This is a genomic window from Bradyrhizobium sp. JR3.5 (genome assembly GCF_054057015.1).
The window spans coordinates 5,561,647-5,586,807 of the sequence record NZ_JBSRYV010000002.1; the positions used below are offsets into that span (position 1 = coordinate 5,561,647).

At 64.7% G+C, this 25,161-nt stretch carries 23 protein-coding genes; 11 read left to right on the plus strand and 12 right to left on the minus strand.

Going from position 1 to position 25,161, the window contains the following annotated elements; translation table 11 throughout:
* Nucleotides 1-88: 88 nt before the first annotated feature.
* Nucleotides 89-1,261, plus strand: a complete 1,173-nt coding sequence (locus ACVWW1_RS43480; protein WP_456660126.1) for a fumarylacetoacetate hydrolase family protein — start codon at nucleotides 89-91, stop codon at nucleotides 1,259-1,261.
* 192 nt (nucleotides 1,262-1,453) lie between these two features.
* The gene (locus ACVWW1_RS43485) at nucleotides 1,454-1,825 is read left to right on the plus strand and encodes a hypothetical protein (protein WP_456660127.1); all 372 of its coding nucleotides are present in this window, start codon (nucleotides 1,454-1,456) and stop codon (nucleotides 1,823-1,825) included.
* 79 nt (nucleotides 1,826-1,904) lie between these two features.
* Here ACVWW1_RS43485 and ACVWW1_RS43490 read toward each other — a convergent pair whose 3' ends face one another.
* The 4 genes from ACVWW1_RS43490 to ACVWW1_RS43505 all read right to left on the minus strand — a co-directional run bounded on the left by ACVWW1_RS43490 (nucleotide 1,905) and on the right by ACVWW1_RS43505 (nucleotide 4,984).
* Complete coding sequence (locus tag ACVWW1_RS43490) at nucleotides 1,905-3,107, minus strand: Spy/CpxP family protein refolding chaperone (RefSeq protein ID WP_456660128.1); 1,203 nt, start codon at nucleotides 3,105-3,107, stop codon at nucleotides 1,905-1,907.
* A 32-nt stretch (nucleotides 3,108-3,139) separates the two neighbouring features.
* Nucleotides 3,140-3,445, minus strand: a complete 306-nt coding sequence (locus ACVWW1_RS43495; protein WP_456660129.1) for a hypothetical protein — start codon at nucleotides 3,443-3,445, stop codon at nucleotides 3,140-3,142.
* A gap of 371 nt (nucleotides 3,446-3,816) precedes the next feature.
* Nucleotides 3,817-4,575, minus strand: a complete 759-nt coding sequence (locus ACVWW1_RS43500) for an SDR family NAD(P)-dependent oxidoreductase (RefSeq protein ID WP_173641569.1) — start codon at nucleotides 4,573-4,575, stop codon at nucleotides 3,817-3,819.
* 13 nt (nucleotides 4,576-4,588) lie between these two features.
* Nucleotides 4,589-4,984 (minus strand): (R)-mandelonitrile lyase, encoded by a 396-nt coding sequence (locus ACVWW1_RS43505; RefSeq protein WP_456660130.1) that lies wholly within the window; start codon nucleotides 4,982-4,984, stop codon nucleotides 4,589-4,591.
* A 281-nt stretch (nucleotides 4,985-5,265) separates the two neighbouring features.
* Here ACVWW1_RS43505 and ACVWW1_RS43510 point away from each other — a divergent pair, with 281 nt between their 5' ends.
* Entirely contained in the window at nucleotides 5,266-6,159 is an 894-nt protein-coding gene (locus ACVWW1_RS43510) for a LysR family transcriptional regulator (protein WP_456660131.1), read from the plus strand.
* 67 nt (nucleotides 6,160-6,226) lie between these two features.
* On the opposite strand, the gene ACVWW1_RS43515 is transcribed toward ACVWW1_RS43510, so the two are convergent.
* The 3 genes from ACVWW1_RS43515 to ACVWW1_RS43525 all read right to left on the minus strand — a co-directional run bounded on the left by ACVWW1_RS43515 (nucleotide 6,227) and on the right by ACVWW1_RS43525 (nucleotide 9,177).
* Nucleotides 6,227-6,988 (minus strand): glucose 1-dehydrogenase, encoded by a 762-nt coding sequence (locus ACVWW1_RS43515; protein WP_456660132.1) that lies wholly within the window; start codon nucleotides 6,986-6,988, stop codon nucleotides 6,227-6,229.
* A 17-nt stretch (nucleotides 6,989-7,005) separates the two neighbouring features.
* Nucleotides 7,006-7,791 carry a carboxymuconolactone decarboxylase family protein gene (locus ACVWW1_RS43520; RefSeq protein WP_456660809.1) on the minus strand — a complete coding sequence of 262 codons (786 nt, stop codon included), beginning with the start codon at nucleotides 7,789-7,791 and terminating at the stop codon, nucleotides 7,006-7,008.
* A 924-nt stretch (nucleotides 7,792-8,715) separates the two neighbouring features.
* Nucleotides 8,716-9,177 (minus strand): Lrp/AsnC family transcriptional regulator, encoded by a 462-nt coding sequence (locus ACVWW1_RS43525; RefSeq protein WP_456660133.1) that lies wholly within the window; start codon nucleotides 9,175-9,177, stop codon nucleotides 8,716-8,718.
* Between the two features lie 130 nt (nucleotides 9,178-9,307).
* On the opposite strand from ACVWW1_RS43525, the gene ACVWW1_RS43530 reads away from it, so the two are divergent.
* Nucleotides 9,308-11,674, plus strand: coding sequence for a transketolase (locus tag ACVWW1_RS43530; RefSeq protein ID WP_456660134.1), 2,367 nt, complete (start codon nucleotides 9,308-9,310; stop codon nucleotides 11,672-11,674).
* A 327-nt stretch (nucleotides 11,675-12,001) separates the two neighbouring features.
* Nucleotides 12,002-13,435 (plus strand): aldehyde dehydrogenase family protein, encoded by a 1,434-nt coding sequence (locus ACVWW1_RS43535; protein ID WP_106327765.1) that lies wholly within the window; start codon nucleotides 12,002-12,004, stop codon nucleotides 13,433-13,435.
* Nucleotides 13,436-13,525: 90 nt separating this feature from the next.
* Here the strand turns inward: ACVWW1_RS43535 and ACVWW1_RS43540 are convergent, their stop codons facing one another.
* Nucleotides 13,526-14,488 carry an SMP-30/gluconolactonase/LRE family protein gene (locus tag ACVWW1_RS43540; protein WP_456660135.1) on the minus strand — a complete coding sequence of 321 codons (963 nt, stop codon included), beginning with the start codon at nucleotides 14,486-14,488 and terminating at the stop codon, nucleotides 13,526-13,528.
* A 125-nt stretch (nucleotides 14,489-14,613) separates the two neighbouring features.
* Between ACVWW1_RS43540 and ACVWW1_RS43545 the strand changes: the two genes are divergently transcribed.
* Nucleotides 14,614-15,435 (plus strand): NAD-dependent epimerase/dehydratase family protein, encoded by an 822-nt coding sequence (locus ACVWW1_RS43545; protein ID WP_456660136.1) that lies wholly within the window; start codon nucleotides 14,614-14,616, stop codon nucleotides 15,433-15,435.
* On the opposite strand, the gene ACVWW1_RS43550 is transcribed toward ACVWW1_RS43545, so the two are convergent.
* Together ACVWW1_RS43550 and ACVWW1_RS43555 are read right to left on the minus strand one after the other, a co-directional pair.
* Complete coding sequence (locus tag ACVWW1_RS43550) at nucleotides 15,436-16,005, minus strand: invasion associated locus B family protein (protein WP_456660137.1); 570 nt, start codon at nucleotides 16,003-16,005, stop codon at nucleotides 15,436-15,438.
* A gap of 34 nt (nucleotides 16,006-16,039) precedes the next feature.
* Nucleotides 16,040-16,732 carry a GntR family transcriptional regulator gene (locus tag ACVWW1_RS43555; RefSeq protein WP_456660138.1) on the minus strand — a complete coding sequence of 231 codons (693 nt, stop codon included), beginning with the start codon at nucleotides 16,730-16,732 and terminating at the stop codon, nucleotides 16,040-16,042.
* A gap of 173 nt (nucleotides 16,733-16,905) precedes the next feature.
* On the opposite strand from ACVWW1_RS43555, the gene ACVWW1_RS43560 reads away from it, so the two are divergent.
* The 4 genes from ACVWW1_RS43560 to ACVWW1_RS43575 all read left to right on the plus strand — a co-directional run bounded on the left by ACVWW1_RS43560 (nucleotide 16,906) and on the right by ACVWW1_RS43575 (nucleotide 21,826).
* Nucleotides 16,906-18,609 (plus strand): IlvD/Edd family dehydratase, encoded by a 1,704-nt coding sequence (locus tag ACVWW1_RS43560; protein ID WP_456660139.1) that lies wholly within the window; start codon nucleotides 16,906-16,908, stop codon nucleotides 18,607-18,609.
* 186 nt (nucleotides 18,610-18,795) lie between these two features.
* On the plus strand, nucleotides 18,796-19,764 hold the full coding sequence (locus tag ACVWW1_RS43565) for a TRAP transporter substrate-binding protein (RefSeq protein WP_224944099.1): 969 nt from the start codon (nucleotides 18,796-18,798) through the stop codon (nucleotides 19,762-19,764).
* A gap of 140 nt (nucleotides 19,765-19,904) precedes the next feature.
* Entirely contained in the window at nucleotides 19,905-20,489 is a 585-nt protein-coding gene (locus ACVWW1_RS43570) for a TRAP transporter small permease (protein WP_456660140.1), read from the plus strand.
* A complete protein-coding gene (locus ACVWW1_RS43575) occupies nucleotides 20,486-21,826 on the plus strand; it encodes a TRAP transporter large permease (protein ID WP_456660141.1) in 1,341 nt (446 codons plus the stop codon). The genes ACVWW1_RS43570 and ACVWW1_RS43575 overlap by 4 nt, the downstream gene beginning before the upstream one ends.
* 13 nt (nucleotides 21,827-21,839) lie before the next feature.
* Here the strand turns inward: ACVWW1_RS43575 and ACVWW1_RS43580 are convergent, their stop codons facing one another.
* Nucleotides 21,840-22,631, minus strand: coding sequence for an enoyl-CoA hydratase/isomerase family protein (locus ACVWW1_RS43580; RefSeq protein WP_456660142.1), 792 nt, complete (start codon nucleotides 22,629-22,631; stop codon nucleotides 21,840-21,842).
* Nucleotides 22,632-22,890: 259 nt separating this feature from the next.
* Between ACVWW1_RS43580 and ACVWW1_RS43585 the strand changes: the two genes are divergently transcribed.
* Entirely contained in the window at nucleotides 22,891-24,108 is a 1,218-nt protein-coding gene (locus ACVWW1_RS43585; protein ID WP_456660143.1) for an NAD(P)/FAD-dependent oxidoreductase, read from the plus strand.
* Nucleotides 24,109-24,209: 101 nt separating this feature from the next.
* Here the strand turns inward: ACVWW1_RS43585 and rbsK are convergent, their stop codons facing one another.
* Nucleotides 24,210-25,145, minus strand: a complete 936-nt coding sequence (gene rbsK, locus ACVWW1_RS43590) for a ribokinase (RefSeq protein WP_456660144.1) — start codon at nucleotides 25,143-25,145, stop codon at nucleotides 24,210-24,212.
* Nucleotides 25,146-25,161 lie beyond the last annotated feature (16 nt).

A 25,161-nucleotide genomic window follows, 5' to 3' on the forward strand; every position in this document is an offset into this window, starting at 1 on the left:
CTCTCTATGACATTGGCATGACCGCTGCTTCACGCAGCCGGCGGGACTGTGCTAACAAGCGATGACAAGATCAAAAAAGGAGACGCCGATGATTTCGCTCACGCCAAAAGACGTCCTGCCCGAGGACGGCACCGCCGGCACGCTGGTCGGACGGGTCTGGCTGCCGCAGGCGGGCGGACCCGCCGTGGTCGCGGTGCGGGGCGACGGCGTGTTCGACGTCACCGCGCGCTTCCCCACCGTGAGCGCGCTGTGCGAGGAAGCCGATCCTGCGGTCGCGTTGCGTGCCACGCATGGCGAGCGGATCGGCGATTTCGAGGCGATCCTCGCCAACACGCCGCCCGATGGCCGCGACGCGACAAGACCGCATCTGCTCGCGCCGGTCGACCTGCAGGTGCTGAAGGCCGCCGGCGTTACCTTCGCGATCTCGATGCTGGAGCGCGTGATCGAGGAGCGGGCACGCGGCAACCCGTCGTCGGCGGAGGCAATCCGCAAGGAGGTGGTGCGGCTGGTCGGCGACGACCTCTCCAAGCTGAAGCCGGGCTCCGAGCCGGCGATGCGGTTGAAGCAGGTGCTGATCGACCAGAATGCCTGGAGCCAGTATCTGGAGGTCGGCATCGGCCCCGACGCCGAAGTGTTCACCAAGGGGCCGACGCTGTCCTCGGTCGGCACCGGGATGGATGCCGGGCTGCATCCGAAGTCGACCTGGAACAATCCCGAGCCGGAGGTCGTGCTTGTCGTCTCCGGTGCCGGCACGATCGTCGGCGCCGCGCTCGGCAACGACGTCAACCTGCGCGATTTTGAGGGCCGCTCGGCGCTCTTGCTGTCGAAGGCCAAGGATAACAACGCCTCCTGCGCGATCGGCCCGCTGCTGCGGCTGTTCGACGGGACCTTCTCGCTCGACGACGTCAGGGAGATGGATGTCGGCCTCACCGTGAAGGGCGCGGACGGCTTCGTGCTCGGGGGCCATTCCTCGATCTCCAAGATCAGCCGCGACCCGACCGATCTGGTTGCCCAGACCATCGGGCCTGTGCATCAATATCCCGACGGCTTTGCGCTGTTCCTCGGCACGATGTTCGCGCCGGTCAAGGACCGCGACGCCAAGGGTGAGGGTTTTACCCACAAGCGCGACGACATCGTCACCATCGAAGCACCCCAGCTCGGCAAGCTCGTCAACCGCATGCGGGGCAGCGATGAATGCGAGCCCTGGACATTCGGCGTTGGCGCGCTGATGAAGAACCTCGCACAGCGCAAGGTGCTGTGAGGAGGAGCGCAGCATGTTGCACGTGGGGTGGGTCAGCGAAGCGTAACCATCATCTTGCCGCGCGTCATGGTAGGTTACGCTTCCGGCTAACCCACGCCCTAGGCACCTCGCTCCTTGTGATTGCGAGGAGCGAAGCGACGAAGCAATCCCATCCCACCTTGCGGCACCACGGATTGCTTCGCTTCGCTCGCAATGACGGTGCACGTCGTTCTGCCATCCGAGGCGCGGCTCAACGTCTGGCAAAGACGTGCTATCTTGCTTGCCGTCGCCGCCGGCGTTGTCGAACATGTTCAGAAACCTGCGCGGCAGATCAATCGCGTGCTGCAACTTGAGGGCGCGCGGATGCATGAAATTCGGCGCGACCGCTTGTCGCGCCCTTATGTGATCCAGTTCATCCTCGTTCGCGCTGCTTCGCTTCAGCATACGGGCTCGACGCGAACAGAAGGAGTCGCGGACATGAGCGAGCAGCCATCGAATGGAATGCCTGATTGGCTCACGACCGATATGCTGGTGATTGCCGTCGCACTGGCCATCATCGTGGTTGGCATGTGGATCGCGCCGTAGCCTGGTTGCTCCGGCTGGTTGCCACGCTGAGACATCGTGGGATGATGTCACCACCCTAGGCGCGAGGCGATGGCGAGCCTTACAAGCCGATCATCCGGAAGATCATGCCGCCGACATTTGGGCCATGATGGTGATGGCGGCGATGACGGCTTCGCGGCGGTTCGTCACCGCCTGCGGCGGCCATCGCGCTCCTGCCGCCGTCCCGCTCGGGGCCAACAGCGTCGAACGCGGCCTTCTGCTCGTCGCTGAGCGCGCTGTAGAAAGTGTCCACGGCCGGACGTACCGTTCCGATCGCCTGAAGCATGGAATCGAGTCTCGCTCCGACCGCCGCAAGGCGTGCCGGTGGCGTGCGCGCATCGGTGGGCGGGCAGGACGATTTCAATGTGTCCTCAGCCTTTGTCGCAGCGTCCCGCATGGCATCGAGGCTCGCCCGCTGTGCATCGGTTGGCTTGACGTTGCGTTCGATGATGTCGCCGGGCCATGCGATGGCGGCGGGCTGCGCCGTATTGCAGTTGCCGCTGTCCGCCGTCGCCTCATGCTGGCCGCGGTGCTGATCTGCCACCAGCGCGGTCACCTTCGCTTTCTGATCGTCGCTGAGCAGCCCATAGAACCTCTCCAGCGCCGGCTGAAGAATCCCAACTGCGTCGCGCATGGCCTGGAGGCGCTGCTGCATCGCGGCGAGGCGGCTCGGCGCCGTCAGCGGCACGTCCTTGGGGCATGAATTGAGAATGGTCGCGGATGCCTTCTGCGATGCGCTGGCGAGGTCGTCGAGCGCGGTGCTCTGCTCCGCATTGGGTTGAATGGCGCTGCGGAACTGCTCGATCGGGAAGCCGGCGATATCGCTTCTGTCGCTGCCGCACATGTCGGCAAGGGTTGTGGTCTGAGCGGTGGCGCGCGATCGACCCGTGGCCGGCGGCCGGGGACCGGCATAGCCGGGCAGGTAATAGGCATAGCCGCTCAAGGCATCGTAGTCATAGGGACCGAACAGGCCGGCATACAGATCGCCATAGCCGTAATCCCAGAAGTACGGGTCATAGCCCCCGCCCCACCAGGCGTAGTCATAAAGATCGTAATAGGCATAGGGCCAGAAGATCGGGCCGACCCAGCCATAGCCGCCATTCGGATGGCGCCACCACCCAACGCCACCCATGGCGGCTCCGGCGGCGGCAGTCGTGATCGCGGCGCGCGTCATCGGATTGCGCAAGCCGCCAGGCTGGCGCAGGGCGGTGCTGATCTGGCGTGAGGCCAGCGCGTGCCCCACGGCGCTCGCATTGTGCCGCATCGCAGCTGGTGAGGCGGCACGTTGGCCGGCAGCTACGTTCGGCGCGCTGCGCGCAGCGTGAGCGGCTGGACGGAATTGGGAATGACGCGCAGCGGAGCCGCCGCTGAGCCTCGTGCCTCCTCTTGCAGCGGGATGAATGGTGTGAAAGCCGCCGCCACGCGCGCCGCCGGCGTGGAATCCGCCGCCGTGGAAACCACCACCGTGGAAGCCGCCTCCGCCTCCATGAAAGCCACCGCCGCCACCATGAAATCCGCCCCCGCCGCCATGAAAGCCGCCACCGCCACCGCCATGACCTCCACCGCCGTGGCCGCCACCGCCCCCGCCCCCGCGGGCAGCATCGGCGCTGCCTGCGAGCAGCGCAGCCGATGCCGCGACCGCGAGGATTGTGGCGAGTGCCAACACGGTGTGTCTGCAGCGGGCAGCCCTCAGCATCTTTCCTCACCCTTCGGATACTCAGTGATGCCTGACATCAACATCGAAGGCCGCTGCCGGGTTCCCGCGACGATCCGGTCGCGACGATTTAATTTGCAGCGCGGGACCTGCGGCGAGGGCGTCCGCTCCGGTGGAGAATCGCGACGTCAAGGGTGAGAGCTTCACCCACAAGCGACGAGATCGTCACTATTACCGCGCCACGGCCCGTCAGCCGCATGCGCACCAGCGACGAATGCGAGCCCTGGACCTCACGGTTTTACCTATCAGCGCTCCTGGGTCAGTGTGCAACGAAACCGCCGTCGACGGGCAGCGCAACGCCAAGGATCAGGCTCGCGGCGGGACTGCATAGCCACAGCACGGCGGCGGCAACCTCGTCGGGCTTGCCCATCCGGCCGATCGGCTGCTGCTTCAGGAATTCCTTCATCGCGTCGGGATCGATGGCGTCGCCCATCGGCGTCTCGATGCAGCCCGGGCAAATCGCGTTGACCCGGATGCCTTCGGCGGCGACATCGAGCGCGGCGCTCTTGGTCAGGCCGATCACCCCATGTTTGCTGGCGTGATAGGCGGCGCGGCCGGGCAAACCCACCAGCCCTCCGAGCGACGAACAATTCACGATGGCGCCGCTGCGCTGTCGCTTCATCTGAAGCAACTCGTGCTTCATGAAGGTCCAGACGCCGCGCAGGTTCACTTGCTGCACGTCGTCATACCCGTCGCCGGTCTCCTCGCTCATCGGGCACATTGGGCCGAGAATGCCGGCATTGTTGTAGGCCATGTCGAGCCGGCCGAACTGCGCGACCGCGCGATCGACCGCAGTCTTGGCCAGCGTCTCGTCCGACACGTCGCCAACAATGGCGATCGCTTTGGCGCCGGCGGAAGTCAGTTCTCGAGCGACTGCGTTCAGTCTCTCCTCGCTTCGGTCGACCAGGACCACGGCAGCCCCGGCCTTGGCGAACGCCTTGGCGGTCGCCGCACCCAAGCCGGAGCTCGCGCCTGTGACGAGGGCGACCTGGCCGGCAAAGTCGTAGGTGGGGTTCATGGTGAATTTCCTTTCACTTGCGGTATTGCTCGTCGCTGACCTTTTCCAGCCAGTCGACATTCTTGCCGTCGCGTGATTCCGTGATGGCGATATGCGTCATTGCGGTCGTCGTCGTCGCGCCATGCCAGTGCTTCTCGCCAGGCGGAAACCAGACGACGTCGCCGGGACGAATCTCCTCGACGGGTCCGCCCGCGCTTTGCACCCAGCCGAGACCTGACGTGACGATCAGGGTCTGGCCGAGCGGATGGGTGTGCCACATGGTGCGGGCGCCGGGCTCGAAGGTGACGTGGCCGCCGTTGATACGAGCGGGATCGCCGACCTGGAACAGCGGATCGACGCGGACCGCGCCGGTGAACCAGGCCTCAGGCCCCTTGCCCGAGGGACGTGAGCCGCTGCATTTGATATCCATCGCTCTCATCCTTTTCTCTGTCAGGTCCGGTGCGGCCGGAGCGGCGGCAAGGTCGCTGTGCGAGGCCCCAACCACGAGGCCGCCTGCAACCGCCAGCATTTGCCTTCGCGTGACTGCCGCGCTTTTCCGCGCAGGAGCGCGCGTCCGATCGATCCATTGACCATGGTTCCGTCTGCTCACAAGGCGACGCTATCGAGGTCACCGCCTGCACTGGATTTAATGCATGCGGCTATAACGACTAGCCGCTATAATCGGCATGGACTTAGAAACAGGCTCGATAAATGAAGCGCGGCCATCTCGATGATCTCTCGGCTTTCGTGATCGTCGCCCGCGAGGGCAGCTTCACCAAGGCCGCCGCCAAGCTCGGCGTTTCGCAATCCGCGCTCAGCTACACCATCAAGCAGCTCGAGGCGCGCCTGAAGCTGCGTCTCCTGACCCGCACCACGCGCAGTGTCTCGCCGACCGCGGCGGGGGAGCGGCTGCTGCGCAGCATCGGTCCGCGCCTCGCGGAAATCGAGGCCGAGCTCGCTGCCCTGAGCGAGTTGAGCGAAAGGCCCTCCGGCACCATCCGCATCACCGCCACCGAATACGCCACCAACGCCGTGTTGCTGCCGAAACTTGCCAAGCTTCTGCGCTCGTATCCGGACATCAAGGTCGAGATCATCTGCGACTACGGCCTGACCGACATCGTCACTGAGCGTTTCGACGCCGGCGTGCGCGATGGCGAGCAGGTCGCCAAGGACATGATTGCGGTGCGCATCGGACCCGATGCGCGCATGGCGGTGGTCGGCTCACCGTCCTATTTCCGGAACCGACGCGAGCCGAAGACGCCGCAGGAGCTGGTCGAGCACAATTGCGTCAATCTTCGCCTGCCCACCCATGGCGGGCTATACGCCTGGGAATTCGAGAAGGGCGCGCGGGAACTCAAGGTGAGGGTCGAGGGCCAGCTGTTCTTCAACACCACGAGCCAGATGCTCGAAGCGGCGCTCGCGGGTCTCGGTTTGACCTACCTGCCGGAAGGCCTGGTTCAACCGTACATCAACAAGGGCCGTCTCGAGCGGGTGCTCGAGGACTGGTGCGCTCCTTATCCGGGCTACCACCTCTATTACCCCAGCCGGCGCCAGCCATCTGCGGCATTCGCGCTGCTTGTCGAAGCGCTGCGGCATCGCGCCTAGCGCGATGGTTTCGCTTGCTGCGGAATTTGTTCGCCTCAAGGGCGAGGTAAAGCTCCGATGTCTGCTCTCATCGGATCGTATACCCGCCATCCACTGTCAGCGCATGACCGACCATAAAGCTGGCGGCGGAGCTGCACAGCCAGAGCACGGCGTTCGCGATCTCCTCCGGCCGGCCGAGCCGGCCGATCGGGACGTCCTTCAGCATCGCGCCAAGAGCGTCGGCCTGGGTTTGCATCATCCTGTCGAGCATCGCCGTATGGATGATACCCGGACAAACGGCGTTGATCCGGATGCCTTTCGCCGCATAGTCCAGCGCCGCGCTCTTGGTCAGGCCAAGCACCCCGTGCTTGGAGGCCTGGTAGCTTCCGCGTTTCGCGCCGCCGACCAATCCTCCGATCGACGAGCAGTTGACGATGGCGCCGCTGCCTTGCCTCAGCATCTGGCGTAGCTCGAACTTCATGCAGCTCCAGACGCCGCGGAGATTGACACTCATGACGCGGTCAAAATCCTCCCGGGACGCCTCCGCGGCTTCCGCGACCACGTTCTGAATGCCGGCGTTGTTGTAGGCCGCATCGAGCCGCCCGAAGGTGGCGACGGTGCGTTCCACCATCGCTTCGACCTGCGCATCGTTGGCGACGTCGCATCGGATGGCGAGGGTCTTGTGCCCCCGGGCGGATAATTCCGCGGCGGCGGACGCCACCGCCATTTCGTTGGTGTCGGCCAGCACCACCGCTGCGCCCGCCTCCGCAAAGGCCTTCGCTGCCGCAAGGCCGAGCCCCGATCCCGCGCCGGTGACGAGGGCAACCTGGTTGTCAAACGATATGTTCATGACGAGTGCCTTTGGCCTCAGTGGGGGCGTCTTGCAAAGACATCTTTCGCGACGGGCATCGCCGAAAACACGTTCGGCCAGCCGACATAGAACGCCAGTTGCGTGATCGCCTCCGAGGCCTCGGTCTGGGCCAGGCCGTTATCCATCGCCCGGTTGAGGTGCGGCGTCAGCTGCGCGGTCTGCCCATTGGCGATCAAGGCGCTGACGGTGACCAGGCTGCGATCTCTCGGTGCGAGATCCGGTCGTAGCCACAGATCACGGAACAGCACATCGGTGGTGTATTGCACGACCCCCGGAAACGTCGCACCGAACTGTTCCTCGACGAAAGTGGCGCGTTGTGCCTCGGCCGCTTCGTTGATCGGCAGCAACGTCACCGCGACAGCGGGCAGCTCTTCGGCGCCGATATTGCGGGCAGCGAAGACGTCTTTTGCAACAGCGACCGCCGACTTCGCATTGGCCCAGCCGGCATAGAAGGCGAGATGGGTGATGATCTCCGAAATCTCGCGCGGCTTGACGCCGTTATCGAGCGCCAAATTGAAATGATACGATAGCTCGATGGTCTGGTTGCGCGCAATCAACGCTGCCAGCGTTACGATGCTGCGATCGCGCGGCGCGAGCCCGGGGCGCTTCCAGACATCGCCGAGAAGACGGTTATGGGTGTAAGCGTCGAGCGCGGGAGCGACCTTGCGCAATTCGTCAGAGGTCAGCATCGGCTTCGATCCGGTCATCGCGGTCTCCGTTGTGGTTGCGGGCGCCGTCGACGCCAGCGACAGCAATGCGAAAGCGGCGATGTAAGGCTTCAGGGGAATCTCCTGTGACGGACATCCCGAGTATCGGTCCGCTCGGGCGCACCTGCGACGAACCAAGTTCCCGCTGTCGCGAGAGGATTTGTCCTGCCGACCGATCGAGGCGATCGCTGTCTGTCGGGACTGTTATATTGAGTGGCCCGTCATGCGATTAGAGGGGTGAATTCGTATGGACTTATGAAAGCGGCTTATGAATTGTCGCGCCATGCCCATGCTGCAGCGGTGTCTGGCCGAACGCCAATCACTGAGTTGCCCGACGACGCAAGTCCCCGTCGCGAAAATATTTCGCCTTTATCCGAACTGCAGCTCGGTGTGTGGTTCGCCCGCCTCACCCGACACGAGGGGCGCTTCGCGGTCGTCACGAACGTGGGTTGAGATGCGGTGGACGCTGATTGCGCAACTGACGAGTGCGCACGAGGCGGACGGTGAAGTCGTGTGGTCCTGACGCCCTAGCGGCCGGTGTCTCCCCGCAAGACGCGCAAGCGCTTTTGCGGAGACGGTGACAAGCAAGCCCAGTCTCGCCGGGGAGAGCACGAAGTAAGCCGTAACCCATCGCGCAGGGAAAGCCGGATTGCTCCGGTTACACCTGTGGTCCTACCCCCGAGCTTTCTACCCATTGCTCGGGGCCCATGGGTGCGATCGGCACCCGGCTTTCCCTGCGCCCTCTTCAAGGGAGGGCGAAACGAAATGCAAAACTCGGACAGATCATGTCGCGAGAATGTGGATGTTTGACTGACAAACCGCGCCACACGCTCGCTGTCGTCCCGGCGAAGGCCGGGACCCATAACCCCAAATGCTGCTTGTTGCGCGATGCTGGAACGGCGAGTCCCGCCTACAACGCTTGCTGCCGCGTATAGGGCCCGGCCTTCGCCGGGACGACAGTGTGGTCTTGGTGCCAGCGAGGCTCAAAACCAGCAGCCCTCACACCGGCAACGCCGTCGAATACTTCACCTGGCTCAGCGCAAAGCTCGACTCGATCGAGGCGATGCCGTCGAGCCGGGTCAGCTTGTTCTTCAGGAACGCCTCATAGGAGGAGAGGTCGGCGGCGACCACGCGCAGCAGGTAGTCGCGATTGCCGGTCATCAGATAGCACTCGAGCACTTCGTCCCATTTCGAGATCGCGCGCGCGAAGCGGTTGAGGTCTTCCTCCTTCTGCCGCGCGAGCTTGATCGAGATGAAGACCGAGACGTGCAGCCCGAGCGATTTCTGGTCGACGGTTGCGATATAGCGGCTGATGACGCCGCGCTCCTCGAGCAGCTTGACCCGGCGGTGGCAGGGCGACACCGACAGCCCGACCTTGTCGGCGAGCTCCTGCATGGTCATGCGGCTGTCGGTCTGGAGCAGACTCAGGATCTTGCGGTCGATGGTGTCGAGGGCAGGCATTGGGATGAACTCGTTGGTTAAGGCGGGATCGTGGGAATTTATCCCAATTTTTCCTGTGCTGTCGCGCGGAATTGAGATTTTCGGCGGCCCCCGCGGCAGTAACATCCGAGATATCGCCCGGAGCATTGCCATGGGAATTGCGCCTGAACGCCTCGACATGCTGTCCGCTTTGGCCCGCAAGGTGCTGTGGCTGTCGTCGTGGACCATCCATCACGCCAACCATGTGCGGCCCTCGACCGACGGACTGAAGGTCGGCGGCCACCAGGCCTCGTCGGCGTCGCTCGCCAACATCATGTCGGCGCTGTATTTCTCGGTGCTGCGCCCGCAGGACCGCGTCGCGGTGAAGCCGCATGCGAGCCCGGTGTTCCACGCGATTCAGTATCTGTTCGGCCATCAGACCCGCGACAAGCTGGAGAATTTTCGCGGCTACAAGGGCGCGCAGTCCTATCCGTCGCGCACCAAGGACACCGACGACGTTGACTTCTCCACCGGTTCGGTCGGCCTCGGCGTGGCGCAGACGCTGTTCGCCTCGCTGGTGCAGGACTACGTCAAGGCTCACGGCTGGCTGAAGGACCGGCCCGAGGGCCGCATGATCGCGCTGGTCGGCGACGCCGAGATGGACGAGGGCAACATCTTCGAGGCGCTGCTCGAGGGCTGGAAGCATGGCCTGCGCAACACCTGGTGGGTGGTCGACTATAACAGGCAGTCGCTCGACGCCGTGGTGCGCGAGGGACTGTGGGCCAAGTTCGAAACCATGTTCCGCAATTTCGGCTGGGACGTGGTGATCGTAAAATACGGCAAGCTGATGCTCGAGGCGTTTGCCGAGCCGGGCGGCGAGGCGCTGCGGCGCTGGATCGACAATTGCCCGAACCAGATGTACGCGGCGCTCTGCTTCCAAGGGGGCGCAGCGTTCCGCAAGCATCTGCAGGACGATATCGGCGACCAGGGCGACGTGTCGGCGCTGATCGATCGCCGCAGCGACGACGAGCTGCTGGCGCTGATGTCGAACCTCGGCGGCCACGACATGGCGAGCATGATCGAGGCCTTCGAGGCGATCGACCACGATCGTCCGGTGTGCTTCATCGCCTACACCATCAAGGGCGTCGGCCTGCCGATGCAGGGCCACAAGGACAACCACGCCGGCCTGATGACGGTGACGCAGATGGAGAAGTGGCGCGCCGCGCAGAATATCCGCACCGGCCACGAGTGGGACAAGTTCGAGGGCCTGTCGCAGGAGCCCGCGAAGCTCGAGGCGTTCCTGGCCGAGGCACCGTTCAACCGCGAGGGACGCCGCCGGCTCTCGGCGCCTGAAATCGACGTGCCGGAGCGGCTGGCCTTCAAGGCCTCCGCGCAGATGTCGACGCAGCAGGGCTTTGGCCTCGTGCTGCATGAGCTGGCGCGCGGCGACAGCGAGCTTGCGTCGCGCATCGTCACCGTTTCGCCCGACGTCACTGTGTCGACCAACCTCGGTGCCTGGGTCAACCGCCGCGGCCTGTTCGCGAAGGCGGAGAACCACGACCTGTTCCGGCAGGAGAAGATCCCGTCAGCCTACACCTGGGAATATTCGCCGAAGGGCCAGCACCTCGAGCTCGGCATCGCCGAGATGAATCTGTTCATCATGCTGTCGGCGCTCGGCCTGTCGCAGCAGATCAACGGCGCGCGGCTGCTGCCGGTTGGCACGCTGTACGACCCCTTCATCGAGCGCGGCCTCGATGCCTTGAACTATGCCTGCTACCAGGACGCCCGCTTCATGGTGGCGGCGACGCCGTCGGGCATCTCGCTGGCGCCGGAAGGCGGCGCGCACCAGTCGATCAAGACGCCCTTGATCGGGATCGGGCAGGACGGGCTTGCCTCGTTCGATCCGGCCTTCGTCGATGAACTTGCCGTGATCATGGGCTGGGGGTTTGGCCACATGCAGCGCGAGGGCGCAGAGGGCGGTTCGGTTTACTTGCGACTCTCGACCCGGACGCTGGAGCAACCGCAGCGGATCATGACACCGGACCTGCAGCGCGACATCACCGATGGCGCCTACTGGATGCGCAGACCGGGCCCGAACTGCGACATCGTTATTGCGTATACCGGCACCGTCGCGCCGGAAGCGATCGAGGCGGTCGGCCTGATCGGCGAGAGCCACCGCGATGTCGGTCTCCTGGCGGTAACCTCCGCCGACCGGCTCTATTCGGGTTGGTCCGCCGCGCGGAATTTGCGCCGCGACCGCCGTGGCACGCAGCATTTGAGTCATATCGAGCGCATGCTGGCGCCGCTTGGCCGCGACTGCGGCATCGTGACCGTGATCGATGGCCATCCGGCTTCGCTCGGCTGGCTCGGCAGCGTGCGCGGCCACCGGGTCGAGGCGCTCGGCGTCGAGCATTTCGGCCAGACCGGGACGATCGGAGACCTCTACCGGCACTATGGCATCGACGCCAACGCCATCATCGATGCGGCGGAAAGCGTGTCGGTCGGCGCCCCGGTGCGGCATCGCAAGATGGCGGTGTAGTTTCACCCTCCCCTTGAGGGGGAGGGTCGTTGCGCATGAAGCGTAGCGGAATGCGCAGCGGGGTGGGGTGATCTCTCCACTCGGGTACTGCTGGATGTGGAGAGACCGTCACCCCACCCCGCCGCTCATTTCATTCGCGTCGACCCTCCCCCTCAAGGGGAGGGTGAAGAAGTCTTGTCACTCGCTTGCCTGCGACATTATATGGCATGGGCGTGCACGAGCCGCGCCCCGCATATGGCGGGTTCAATTCGCCCTGCTTTCGTGCAAGGATGCCTGCCGAACGCTTTCCGTTCCCCTTATCCATACGCCCCCTACAAGAGGTTTCCGATGGTCAATCGTATGCAATTCTACATCGATGGCGCCTGGGTCGATCCGGTCGTCAAAGGCAAGTCCACCCCCGTCGTCAATCCGGCGACCGAAGAAGCGATGTATGAGGTTGCACTCGGCTCCAAGGCCGATGTCGACAAGGCAGTTGCCGCCGCCAAGCGCGCGTTCGAGACCTATTCTCGGACCAGCCGCGAGGAGCGCATCGCGCTGCTCACCAAGATCGTCGAGGTCTACAAGGGCCGCATGAAGGAAATCGGCGCCGCCGTCTCGGATGAGATGGGCGCTCCGCTGCCGATGGCCGAGAAGCTGCAGGCCGGTGCCGGCCTTGGCCACCTCATGAACACCCTCGAAGTGCTCAAGAAGTACGAGTTCGAGGAGACCATGGGCACCGCCGTGATCGTGCGCGAGCCGGTCGGCGTCGTCGGCATGATCACGCCCTGGAACTGGCCGCTCAACCAGATCGCCTGCAAGGTCGCGCCCGCGCTCGCCGCCGGCTGCACCATGATCCTGAAGCCCTCGGAGTTCACCCCGACCTCGGCGCTGATCTTCGCGGAAATCCTCCATGAAGCCGGCGTGCCGAAGGGCGTGTTCAACCTCCTCAACGGCCTCGGCCCGGAGGTGGGTGCGGCGATGAGCGAGCACCCGGACATCGACATGATCTCGTTCACCGGCTCGACCCGCGCCGGCGTCGATGTCGCCAAGCGTGCGGCGCCGACCGTGAAGCGCGTCAGCCAGGAGCTCGGCGGCAAGTCGCCGAACGTGATCCTCGAGGGTGCTGACCTCACCAAGGCGGTGACCGGCGGCGTGATGCACATGTTCAACAACTCGGGCCAGTCCTGCAACGCGCCGTCGCGCATGATCGTGCCGCTCTCCAAGATGAAGGAAGTCGCCGCGATCGCGAAGGGCGTCGCCGACAAGACCAAGGCTGGCGATCCGCGTGCCGACGGCACCACGATCGGACCGGTCGTCAACCGCGGCCAGTGGGACAAGATCCAGGCGCTGATCCAGAAGGGCATCGACGAGGGCGCAACGCTCGTCGCCGGTGGCCCGGGCCTGCCCGAGGGCGTCAACAAGGGCTTCTATGTCCGCCCGACCATCTTCGCCGACGTCACCAACGACATGACGATCGCCCGCGAGGAAATCTTCGGACCAGTGCTGACCATCCTCGGCGCCAAGGACGAGGCTGAGGCGGTGAAGATCGCCAACGACACGCCCTATGGTCTCGCCGGTTACGTCTCGGCCGACACTGTGGAGACCGCGCGCCGCGTCGGCCGCCAGATCCGCGCCGGCAATGTCAACCTGCAGGGCGTGCCGAACGAGCGCTCCGCGCCGTTCGGCGGCTACAAGCAGTCCGGCAACGGCCGCGAGTGGGGCCGTTACGGTCTGGAAGAATATCTCGAGGCCAAGGCCGTCGCCGGCTACAACGCCGCGTAAGCCGGAAGCACGAGAGACAAGATTCTGACGCCGGGGCGGACAACCGCTCCGGCGTCAGACGTTTGGAGGAGACTTTGTCCTCTTTGCCTTCTAACCGCCGAGCGCGCCTTGGGTGTTGACGTAGAGCGCATAGATCGACTGGCTGGCCGCCATGAACAGGCGGTTGCGCTTCAGTCCGCCGAAGCAGAGGTTGGCGCAGCGCTCCGGCAGCGCGATGCGGCCGATCATGACGCCGTCGGGCGCGAACACGACGACGCCGTCGAGCTCGGGATCGCCCATGCCCCAGCCGCACCACAGATTGCCGTCGATGTCGCAGCGCATGCCGTCGGGCGTACCGGGGCCGGCGTCGATGAACACGCGCTTGTTCGAGATTGTCTTGCCGTCGGTGGAAACGTCATAGGCAAGGATCTTGCGGTTCGGCTCGCCGCGGGATTCCACGACATAGAGGATCTTCTCGCCCGGCGAGAAGCACAGTCCGTTCGGGCCGAGCACGCCCTCGGCGACGATGCTGGCCTTGCCGGTTTCGGGATCGAGCCGGTAGACGTTGGGCTCGATCTCCGGATCGGCTTTGTAGCCCTCGTAATTGCCGAGCAGGCCGAAGATCGGATCGGTGAACCAGATCGCGCCGTCGGATTTCACCACGACGTCGTTCGGCGAGTTCAGCCGCTTGCCGCCGAAGGAATCGATCAGCACGGTGATCGATCCGTCATATTCGGTGCGCACCACGCGGCGTCCGCCATGCTCGCAGGTGATCAGCCGGCCCTGGCGGTCGCGGGTGTTGCCGTTGGCGAAGTTCGACGGCTTGCGGAAGATGCTGACCGCGCCGGTCTCTTCTTCCCATTTGAGGATGCGCTGGTTCGGGATGTCGCTGCACAACAGATAGCGGCCGTCGCCGAACCACACCGGGCCTTCGGCCCAGCGCAGGCCGGTGGCGATGCGCTCCACGGCGGAGAGCTTCAGCCAGTATTTCTCGAAGCGCGGATCGAGCGCGTGGATCGCGGGATCGGGATAACAGGTCGCGGGACGCCAGCCGGCGGAATGAACATCGGACATTTGCTGTTCTCGTTGTTGTGTTTCGATGGTGTTTCCTTGAGCGCATGGTTTGCTATCATTGTCGGCGTGCGACCGCAATTCGGTCCAATGATCCCCTTGAGCAAACAGGAAAGATGAGGGACGGCATGCCACGCATATTGATGACCGGCGCATCGGGTGGAATCGGCACCAGCCTGCGCAAGCTGCTGCCGCCGATCTATCCGGATCTCCTGCTGAGCGACATCAAGAAGCCCTCCGATCTCGGCAGCAACGAAAAGTTCAAGGCGGCCGATCTCGCCGACCTCGCAGAGGTCGAGGCGATCTGCGAGGGCGTCGACGGCATCCTGCATTTCGGCGGCTATTCGGTCGAAGGTTCCTGGGATGCGATCCTGCAGGCCAACATCATCGGCTGCTACAATCTGTTCGAGGCGGCGCGCAAGCAGGGCGTGAAGCGCGTGATCTTCGCCTCATCCAATCACGCGGTCGGCTTTTACCCGCGCCATCACCGTATCGGCACCGATGTCACCGCGCGGCCGGACAGCCGCTACGGTGTCAGCAAGGTGTTCGGCGAAGGCGTCGGCGCGCTCTATGCCGACAAGCACGGCATCAAGGTGACCTGCATCCGGATTGGCAATTTCGGCGAGGCGCCGCTCGATCACCGCAGGCTCTCGATCTGGCTCAAGCCGGAAGATCTGGTGCAGCTCTGCCGGATCGGGCTCGAACATCCCGACATTCATTTCGAGGTGCTGTATGGCGCGTCCTACAACGAGCGCTCGTGGTGGGACAATCACCGCGCCTACCATCTCGGCTATCGTCCGACAGGTCGTGGCGAAGACTTCCGCGAGCACGCGATGGCCGAGCAGGCCAAGTTGCCGCCGGATCCCGTCGGCGATTATTACCAGGGCGGCACGTTCTGCAGCATGGAGTTCGACGGCGACAGGACGAGGGTGATCGACTGGAAGAAATGATCAGTCGTCGCATTGCGGCAGTTGCTTCACGGTCTCGGTGTGCTGGCGCTGCGGCTCATTCGAGCTCTGTCCCGATGCCTTGGGCGCGCTGCCGGGCCCGTCATAGGTCTGGGAAAAGTGCGCGAGCGGGAAATTGAGGCTGATCTTCTGCCCAGTCAGGTTCTTCGCCTCCACCACAATCGCTTGCGCGTGTTTCAGCCGATCGATCAGCTCGCCATTGGCCTCCAGCGTGCCGCCGCAACCGAGCGTGTAGCAGTGCGTCCTGGCGATCTGCATCGGTTCGTCCTGATCGATGCGGAGGCTGATCGTGCCTTCCAGCATGGTCCGCGTTCCGACATTCGCGGTGAGCAGTGCGCGCGTGCTGGTCTGCGGCGAGACGCTGATGGTGCCGCCCGACGGCGCGCACTGGCCGCGCGCGGCGGCAGCGACGAAGCAACTCGCCTCGGTCAGGCAGGTCTTGGTCCAGGGCTCATAGGTGAGCTCTGTCGTGCGCGGGTCGGCCGCGTTGGCAATTCCGCCCAGCGCAAGCTGCACGGCGATCGATCCAATCAACAAAGCCACGTAGCGCATCGCCGTCTCCTTCACGAGCAGGCCGCGTATCGCGCTATTGCGGCTTTTTGTCGTTGGAGATGCGGACCAGATAATCCGCCTTGCTGTACTGCATGTGATCGACGCAGAGTTGCGCCAGCGCCCAGCTGTCGCGGCCCCTCAAGAGCTCGATCATCAATTCGTGCTGGCGGCGCGACAATGCGAGGCCTTCGCTGTCGGCGAGGTTCTTGGCGCGCATCGGCAACGTCAGGTTCATGTAGTCCTGCAGCGAGCGGACCAGATAGGGATTGCCGCAGGCGGAGAACAGCGCGAGGTGGAACGCATCGTTGGTTTCGTGGATGCCACGCATGTCCTGCGCGTCGGCCTTGAGGCAGTAATGCCGTTGCAGCTCGCTCAATTGCTCGATCAGGCTGACCGGCGCGGGCAGGGCAATCATCAGCGCGGCCTGGCGCGTCAGCATCTCACGCACCTCGTAGATCTGCCGCACTTCCTCCGCCGAATAGAACCGCACTGTGGCGCCGACATTCTTCTCGCGCAGCACGATGCCCTGACGTTCGAGCTGGAACAGCGCCTGGCGAACGAAATGCCGGCTCGCGCCGTAGCGCTGCATCAGGGTATCCTCGACCAGCCGCAGGCCGGGCGCGAAGCGGCCGAAGATGATGTCCTCCTCCAGCCGGCGGATCACTTCCGCCTGTTCCTCCTCCCGCGAGGGGGCCTGGATATCGGGCAAGGTGGGCTCGGCTTTCATGCGCTCTCGGCTTCGGGTCGGTGCCGGAGGTCAGCATGATGCGATGGCTATTGTCAATAATGAGGGCGGATTTGCCGCAGGCCAGCCGCGCTTCTCCGTCAGATTATCTCATATTGACAATAATTCCTGCTGCTCCTTAAGTGCGGCCAACCAACACACGGGAAGAGAAGAAAATGGCCGACGGACTTCGCAAGGGACTGACCAGCTATGGCGACGCCGGCTTCTCGCTGTTCCTGCGCAAGGCTTTCATCAAGGCGATGGGCTATTCGGACGATGCGCTCAATCGCCCGATCGTCGGTATCACCAACACCTACAGCGACTACAATCCCTGCCACGGCAACGTTCCGCAGATCATCGAAGCGGTGAAGCGCGGTGTGATGCTGTCGGGCGCGATGCCGTTCGTGTTCCCGACCATCTCGATCGCCGAGAGTTTTGCGCATCCGACCTCGATGTACCTGCGCAACCTGATGGCGATGGATACCGAGGAGATGATCCGCGCCCAGCCGATGGATGCGGTGATCGTGATCGGCGGCTGCGACAAGACCCTGCCGGCACAGATCATGGCCGCCATCAGCGCCGATCTGCCGACGGTGGTGATCCCGGTCGGGCCGATGGTGGTCGGCCATCACAAGGGCGAGGTGCTCGGCGCCTGCACCGATTGCCGCCGGCTGTGGGGCAAGTATCGCGCCGGCGAGATCGACGACACCGAGATCGAGGCGGTGAACGGCCGCCTCGCGCCGTCGGTCGGCACCTGCATGGTGATGGGCACCGCCTCCACCATGGCGTGCATCACCGAGGCGCTCGGCCTGTCGCTGCCGATGAGCGCGACGATCCCGGCGCCGCATGCCGAGCGCTTCCGCTCCGCAGAGGCCAGCGGCCGCGTCGCCGCCGAAATGGCGAAGACCAAGGGGCCGAAGCCGAGCGAGATCCTGACGCCGTCGTCGTTCCGCAACGCCCAGGTCGTATTGCAGGCGATCGGCGGCTCGACCAACGGGCTCATTCATCTCACGGCGATTGCCAACCGCTCGCCTTACAAGATCGATCTCGAGGCGTTCGACAAGCTTGGCCGCGAAGTGCCCGTGCTGGTCGACCTCAAGCCGTCGGGCGAACACTACATGGAGCATTTCCATCATGCCGGTGGCGTGCCGAAGCTGATGGCGCAGCTCGGCGACCTCATCGACCTCGATGCCAGGACCATCACCGGTCAGACCTTGCGCGAGGTTGTGGCCGGCGCGGAGGACGTGCCGGGGCAGGATGCAATCCGCTCCAAGGCGAACCCGATCAAATCCGAGGGCGCGATGGCGATCTTGCACGGCAATCTCGCGCCGCGCGGTGCTGTCATCAAGCAGTCGGCGGCGAGCCCAAAGCTCTTGCAGCACACCGGTCGTGCCGTGGTGTTCGAGTCGGTCGAGGACATGACGCTGCGGGTCGACGACCCCGAGCTCGACGTGACCGCCGACGACGTGCTGGTGCTGCGCAACGCCGGCCCGAAGGGCGCCCCCGGCATGCCGGAGGCGGGCTATCTGCCGATCCCGAAGAAGCTTGCGCGCACCGGCGTGAAGGACATGGTCCGCATCTCCGATGCGCGGATGAGCGGCACTGCGTTCGGCACCATCGTGCTGCACATCACGCCGGAGTCCGCCGTCGGCGGTCCGCTCGGCCTGGTGCAGAACGGCGACATGATCCGGCTCGATGTCGCCAAGCGCAGCATCGATCTCCTGGTCGACGAGGCCGAACTGCAAAAGCGCCGCGCCGCGCTCGCCCCCGCCAGCGCGCCGGACTGGGCCAAGCGCGGTTACGCGCATCTCTTCAATGAAACGATCCTGCAGGCCGACGAGGGCTGCGATTTCGACTTCATGCGCGCCAAGGGGAAGTAGCGAGCACCGTTCGGCGCAGTTGCCGAATTATCGATAATTCGAGTGACGCTGTACGTGATTGCGCCTGTGGGCGTTCAATTGCCTCTGTTTTATTGACAATCCCGTCGGACTGGTGGGATGATCGCGTCAATCAAAAACAGGGGGAACGTCGCGATGGGCTATTCAGCCAGGATCGTCGGGATCGCCATGGCCGCGGCAGCGTTGCTGCTGCCGGCGTGCGTCGGCGCGCAGGAGGTCAAGCACTTCCGCTTCGCCTACGACCAGCCGCGCAACACCGGCTATTCGGTCGCCGGCGATCTGTTCGCCGAGAAGCTCAAGGAATTGAGCAAGGGGACGATGATCGTCGACCAATATCCCGGCGCGCAGCTCGGCCAGGAGCCGCAGCTGCTGCAGCTCGTGAAATCAGGCGATATCGAGTTCGCGATCGTCTCCTCCGCCAACACGGCGACGATCTCGCCGCAGGCCGGCGTGATGTCGCTGCACTTCCTGTTCCGCAACGACGCCCATGTGATCAAGGCGCTGGCGGACCCGCAGGTGTTCGACGCCATCAGGACGATGATCGACGAGACCGCGCAGGGCCTGCATGTGATCGGCACCGGTTCGCAGGGCGTGCGCCACATCTACAGCAAGAGGGAAATCCACAACGTCGGCGACCTCAAGGGCGTGAAGGTGCGGGTGCAGGCGACCGCGACCGAGGACACCATGTTCCCGGCCTATGGCGCGCAGACGGTGCATATGCCGTTCGGCAGCGTCTACACCTCGCTGCAGACCGGAGTGGTCGACGCCGCCGAGAACAGCATCAACGTCTATCTCGTCAACAAGCACTATGAGGTCGCGCCCGTGCTGTCGATCACCGAGCACGAGGCCAACAATGCCCTGCTGTTCGTCTCCGACAAGCTGTGGCAGAGCCTCTCCGCCGAGCAGAAGCAATGGGTGCAGGCCGCCGCCAACGAGGTCAGCGCCAAAGAGCCGCAGAAAGCCTTCGAGCTGGAGCGGAATGCGCTGACCAAGCTGAAGTCGTTCGGCGTCAAGGTGGTCGATGACGTGGACAAGAAGAGCTTCACCGCGATCGCCGATCCCTATCTCGACAAGCTCGCAAAGGAGCTCGGCCCGCACGCGGAGAAGATCAAGAACCTGATCCGCGCCATCAATTAGACCAGCGTCGTCCCGGCGAAGGCCGGGACCCATACGCCGCGGCGTTTCAGTTGAGCGATTAGGTCGCCGACTTCTGCAACCAACTCGAGCCGGGGGTAGTGGGTCCCGGCCTTCGCCGGGACGACGGGGAAATTTGAGCCATGGCTATCGCCGACAGACTGGTGCTGCAACGGCAGCGGCATCTGAAATGGCGGGCGCTGGATCGGCTCGAGCTGATCCTGATGATGCTGTGCGGCCTGTTGTGCTTCGGCTTCTCGCTCTCGGTCACCGCCGACATCGTCACCCGCACCATCGGTCATCCCTGGCTGTGGCTGCAGGAGGTGACCTCGACGCTGTTCATCTACGCGATCTTCATTGGTGCCGCGGTCGCGACCAGGCGGAACGACCATCTCTATCTCACCGCGCTCTCGGAGGCGATGCACGGCAAGTCGCGGCTGGTCGTCGAGATCGTCATCAGGCTAGTGGTGCTGGGCGTCGCCTTTTGCCTGGTCTGGTACGGTTATCAAAATTACCTTCGCGGCTTCGGCAGTTTCCGGCTGCCGTCCGGAACGCCGATCGCATCACTCTATGCGGTGATCCCGCTGTCCGGCATCCTGATCGGCCTGTTCACGGTCGAGCAGCTCGTCAACGGCATCCGCAACGGATTTGAGCATCCGGAGCCGCCGGACGAGGATCTTGCGATTCCCGCGATCAACACCAGTGCGACCACGGGAGTGCAGCCGTGAGCGCACCGGTCGTGCTGGTGTTGATGTCGTCCTGCTTCCTGTTCTTCGGTTATCTCGGCGTGCCGGTGCCGTTCTCGCTGATGGCGGGCGTGTTCGTCGGCGCAATGCTGTCGGATGTATCGCTCGCCGCGATCATCCAGAAGATCTTTGACGGCGTCGATTCCGAGGCGCTGCTGGCGATCCCGTTCTTCCTGCTGGTCGGCGAGCTCATGAGCTCGGCGAATGTCGTGGTCCGCATTGCCAACCTGTCGGTCTCGCTGGTCGGTCATATCAGGGGCGGGCTGTCGCAGGTCGTCGTCGTGTTCAGCATGTTCTTCTCGGAAATGTCGGGCTCGACCACCGCCGATGTCGCTGTGATGAGCAGGGCGCTCGGCGGGCCGATGCGGCGGGAGGGCTATGAGCCGGCCTTCATCGCAGCGATCATCGCCTCGGCCTCGACGATCGCGGCGCTGGTGCCGCCGAGCATCACGGCCGTGGTCTATGGCGCGGTCGGCAACGTCTCGATCGCCGGCCTGTTCATGGCGGGTGTGGTTCCCGGGCTGATGATCGGCTTCGGGCTCATGATCTATTGCTATTTCTTCGGCCCGTCGGGTCTGCGCAAGCCGCGAGCGCCGCTGCGCCAGATCGCGTTCGCCGCCGGTGACGCCGCGCTGCCGCTGATGATCCCGGTGATCCTGCTCGGCGGCATCCTGACCGGCTGGTTCACGCCGACCGAGGCCGGCGTGGTGGCGGTCGCCTACATCATCCTCGTTGTGATCCCGGCGCTGAACCGCGGGCACTTGAAAAAGATCCCGTATGACTTCTGCCTGGCCGGTCTGATCTTCTCGCTGCCGCTGATAACGATCGGCGCGGCGAACGCGTTCGGCTGGATGCTGGCCTATCTGCGCGGCGCCATCTACATCGCCGACTGGATCACCTCGATCGCCGGCAACGATCCGCATCTCATCATGCTCTTGATGGTGCTGCTGTTCACCGTGGTCGGCGACTTCATCGAGCCGGTGCCGACCATCATCATCTTCATGCCGCTGGTGAACGCACTGACCCAGGCGGGCGACATCAATGGCGTGCATATGGGCGTCGTGCTGATCGCGACGCTCGCTTTCGGCCTGATCACGCCGCCCTACGGGCTGGTGCTGCTGATGGCCTCGAAATTCGTCGGCATCAGCTTCGGAAAAGCGCTGCGGGCGGCGCTGCCGATCTACGTCGTGTTCCTGGTCACGATCTGCTTCACGATCTATTTCCCGAAGGTCGTGCTGTGGCTGCCCAAGCAGGTGATCCCGGAATCGGTCGGTTGCTTCAAGGCACCCGGCGGCACCGGATACATCTGCCCGAACTAGACTAGCCCACCCTCTACTTCGACTTGCTGGTGAACTTCTTCACCGCGATGCGGAAATCGTCGGTATGCATCGACGTGATGATCTTGTGTTCCTCGGCATCGAGCTGCTGCTTGGTCGGCGTGGTGGCGGCCTGATAGACCAGCGACTTGGTCCCCGCGATCGCGGCCGGCGGATTTTTCGCCAGGCGCTCGGCGAGCTGCCGGGTGGCCGCCTTCAGCTCGGCCGCGGGGACGGTCTTGACGACCAGTCCCCATTCATAGGCTTGCTGCGCGGTGAAGCCATCCTCGGCGAGGAAAATCTGCAGAGCGCGACGCGTCCCGACGGTGCCGACGATGCCGACCGTGCTGCCGCCGTCCGGCGATACGCCGATCTTGGCATAGGCGGGCGTGAAGCGGGCATCCTCCGCGGCGATGCACAGGTCGGTCACGAAGGCGAGGCCCATGCCGGCGCCGGCCGCCGAACCGTGCACGCTGGACAGCACGATCTTCGGCATCCGCCGAACCGTCTCGATGAAGGCGTGATAGTGGTGAAGCATCTCGCCGACCACGGGCGCGATGTTGTTGGCTTCGGTCGCAGCAGCGATGGTCTGCAGATCGCCGCCGGCGCAGAAGGCGCGGCCTTCGCCCTCGATGACCAGCACGCGGATGTCCTTGTTGGCTTCGACCTCGGCGCCGAGCTGCTCGAGCTTTTTGGCGATCGTCATGTCGATCGCGTTGAACGCGGCCGGCCGGTTCAGCGTGATGGTCGCGATGGCGCCGTCGATGCGGAGCAAAGCGGGGTCGTTGGGGGAGGCGGGATCGGGCATTTTGAAGACCTTGGGCTTGTTATTTCCGGACATTTAAGGCCTTGGCGGGAGCTGTGGCAATCCGGCAGGGGCTCGGAGGGGGCTTTTCGGGTGGCCAGATTTGCCGGAGACCCCCTTGCATCAGCGCGAGCCATGGGGCCAAATAGCTCGCGCCTTCGGTACGCAGACACGAGCGCTGTGGTGACGGGGCACGCAAGCTAACATCGACAAGAGGAAACGGCATGGGTCACTCCTGCTCGCGCGTATTTGGGTTGTTCCGATGACAGGCTCGGTCATCATCGTCGGCGCCGGACATGCCGGCTTCCAGCTCGCGGCGTCGCTGCGCCAGGCCGGCTTCGCCGAGCGCATCGCCCTGATCAATGACGAAGGCCATTTGCCGTACCAGCGGCCGCCTTTGTCAAAGGCGTATCTGAAGGGGACCGGCGGGCCCGAAACCCTGATGTTCCGGCCCGACAAGTTCTACCAGGACAACAAGATCGAGCTGATCACCGATCACGCCCATGCGGTCGACCGCAACGCGCGGAAGGTGGCGCTCGCCTCCGGCACGTCGCTCGACTACGGCCACCTGGTGTTCGCGACTGGCGCGCGGAACCGGCTGCTCGATATTCCCAACGCAAGGCTCGACGCCGTCCGCTACCTGCGTATCCTGGACGAGAGCCAGGCGCTGCGCGACTTGATCACACCCGGCATGCGCGTCGTCGTGATCGGCGCGGGCTTCATCGGGCTCGAATTCGCCGCCACCGCGCGAGCCAAGGGCCTCGAGGTCGACGTGGTCGAGCTCGCCTCGCGCGTGATGGCGCGCGCGGTGACTGCGGAGATCTCCGAGTTCTCGCAGTCGCGCCACGGCGCGGCCGGCATCCGGATCCACCTCGGGGTGCAGGTCACGGCGATCGAGGCTGATGGCGCCAAGGTCACCGGCGTCAGCCTGAGCAACGGCACGCATATCCCGGCCGATCTCGTCGTGGTCGGCGTCGGCGTGCTGCCGAATGTCGAGCTCGCCGCGGAGGCCGGCCTGCCGGTCGCATCCGGCATCATCGTCGACGAGCATCTTTCGACCGCCGATCCGAATGTCTCCGCGATCGGCGATTGCGCGCTCTACACCAGCAAGCGCTTTGGCGGGTCGCTGCGGCTGGAGTCGGTGCAGAACGCGACCGACCATGCGCGCTGCGTGGCGTCGCGGCTGACCGGCAAGACCGAGGTCTATGACGGCCTGCCGTGGTTCTGGAGCGACCAGGGCCCCGATAAGCTGCAGATGGCGGGTCTCACCACCGGGTACGATCGCGTCGTGGTCCGCGGCGACCGCGCGCAGGGCGCATTCTCGGCGTTCTGCTATCGCGGCGACAGGCTGCTCGGCATCGAGTCGGTCAATCGCGCCGGCGATCACATGTTCGGCCGGCGGCTGCTCGGCGCGGGCGGTTCGATCACGCCGGAGCAGGCGGCGGATGCGAGCTTTGATTTGAAGAGTGCGCTTTCCTAACCCCTGGTCGTCCCGGCGAAGGCCGGGACCCATACTCCGCGGCGGTTATTGGCGGAGATGAACGCAGTCACTATGCGCGTGCCCCAAACTGTAGCCGGTGGTTATGGGTTCCGGCCTTCGCCGGGACGACGTGTAGAGAGAGCGTCCTTCACCTCGCGCGCCGTCGGCATCGACGGCGCGGCCCCCATCCGTTGCACGCAGATCGAGGCGGCAATGTTGGCGTAAGCCAGCGCGTCGCCGAGCTGCTTGCCGATGACGAGCTGCGAGGCGAGGGCGCCGACGAAGCAATCGCCGGCGCCTGTGGTGTCGACGGCCTTGACCTCGCGTCCGGGCACGAGCAGCGGTTGGTCCTCGACCAGCGCCAGCACGCCGCGCTTGCCGAGCGTGACGCAGACGGTCTTGCCACGCCCCAAGGTTCGGGCCGCCTCGGCGAAGCGGGAGGGGTCGTCGCTGTCGCGCAGCTCCGCTCCCGTGAGCAGGCCAAGCTCGGTCTCGTTGAGGATCAGGACGTCGACGAGATCGAGTAGCGCCTTGTCGGCCTGTTTCGCCGGCGCCGGATTGAGGATGGTGGTGGCACCGGCAGCGCGGGCGCGGCTGAAGAATGCGGCGATCGTCGGCAGCGGGATCTCGAATTGGCTGACCGCGACGTCACCCTTCGCAAGCACGGGGGCTGCGACATCATCGGCATCGACCAGCCCGTTGGCGCCCGGCACGACGACGATCGTGTTGTCGGCATTGGCAAGCGTGATGATCGCCGTGCCTGAATGCGTGCCGCCGGTGTCCTTGACGAAAGTGAGATCGACGCCCTGCGCGGCAAGGAAGGTTCGCAGCTCCTTGCCGAACGCATCGGTGCCGAGCCGGCCGACCAGCGTGGTCGGCACGCCCTGCTTGGCCGATGCTACCGCCTGGTTGGCGCCCTTGCCGCCCGGAAAATACAGCACGGCCTCGCCGGCGACGGTCTCGCCGATCCGCGGATGGCGCTCGGCGGTCGCCACCACGTCCATATTGATGCTGCCGGCGACGAAGACGCGCCCCATGCCTAACCCCACTCCG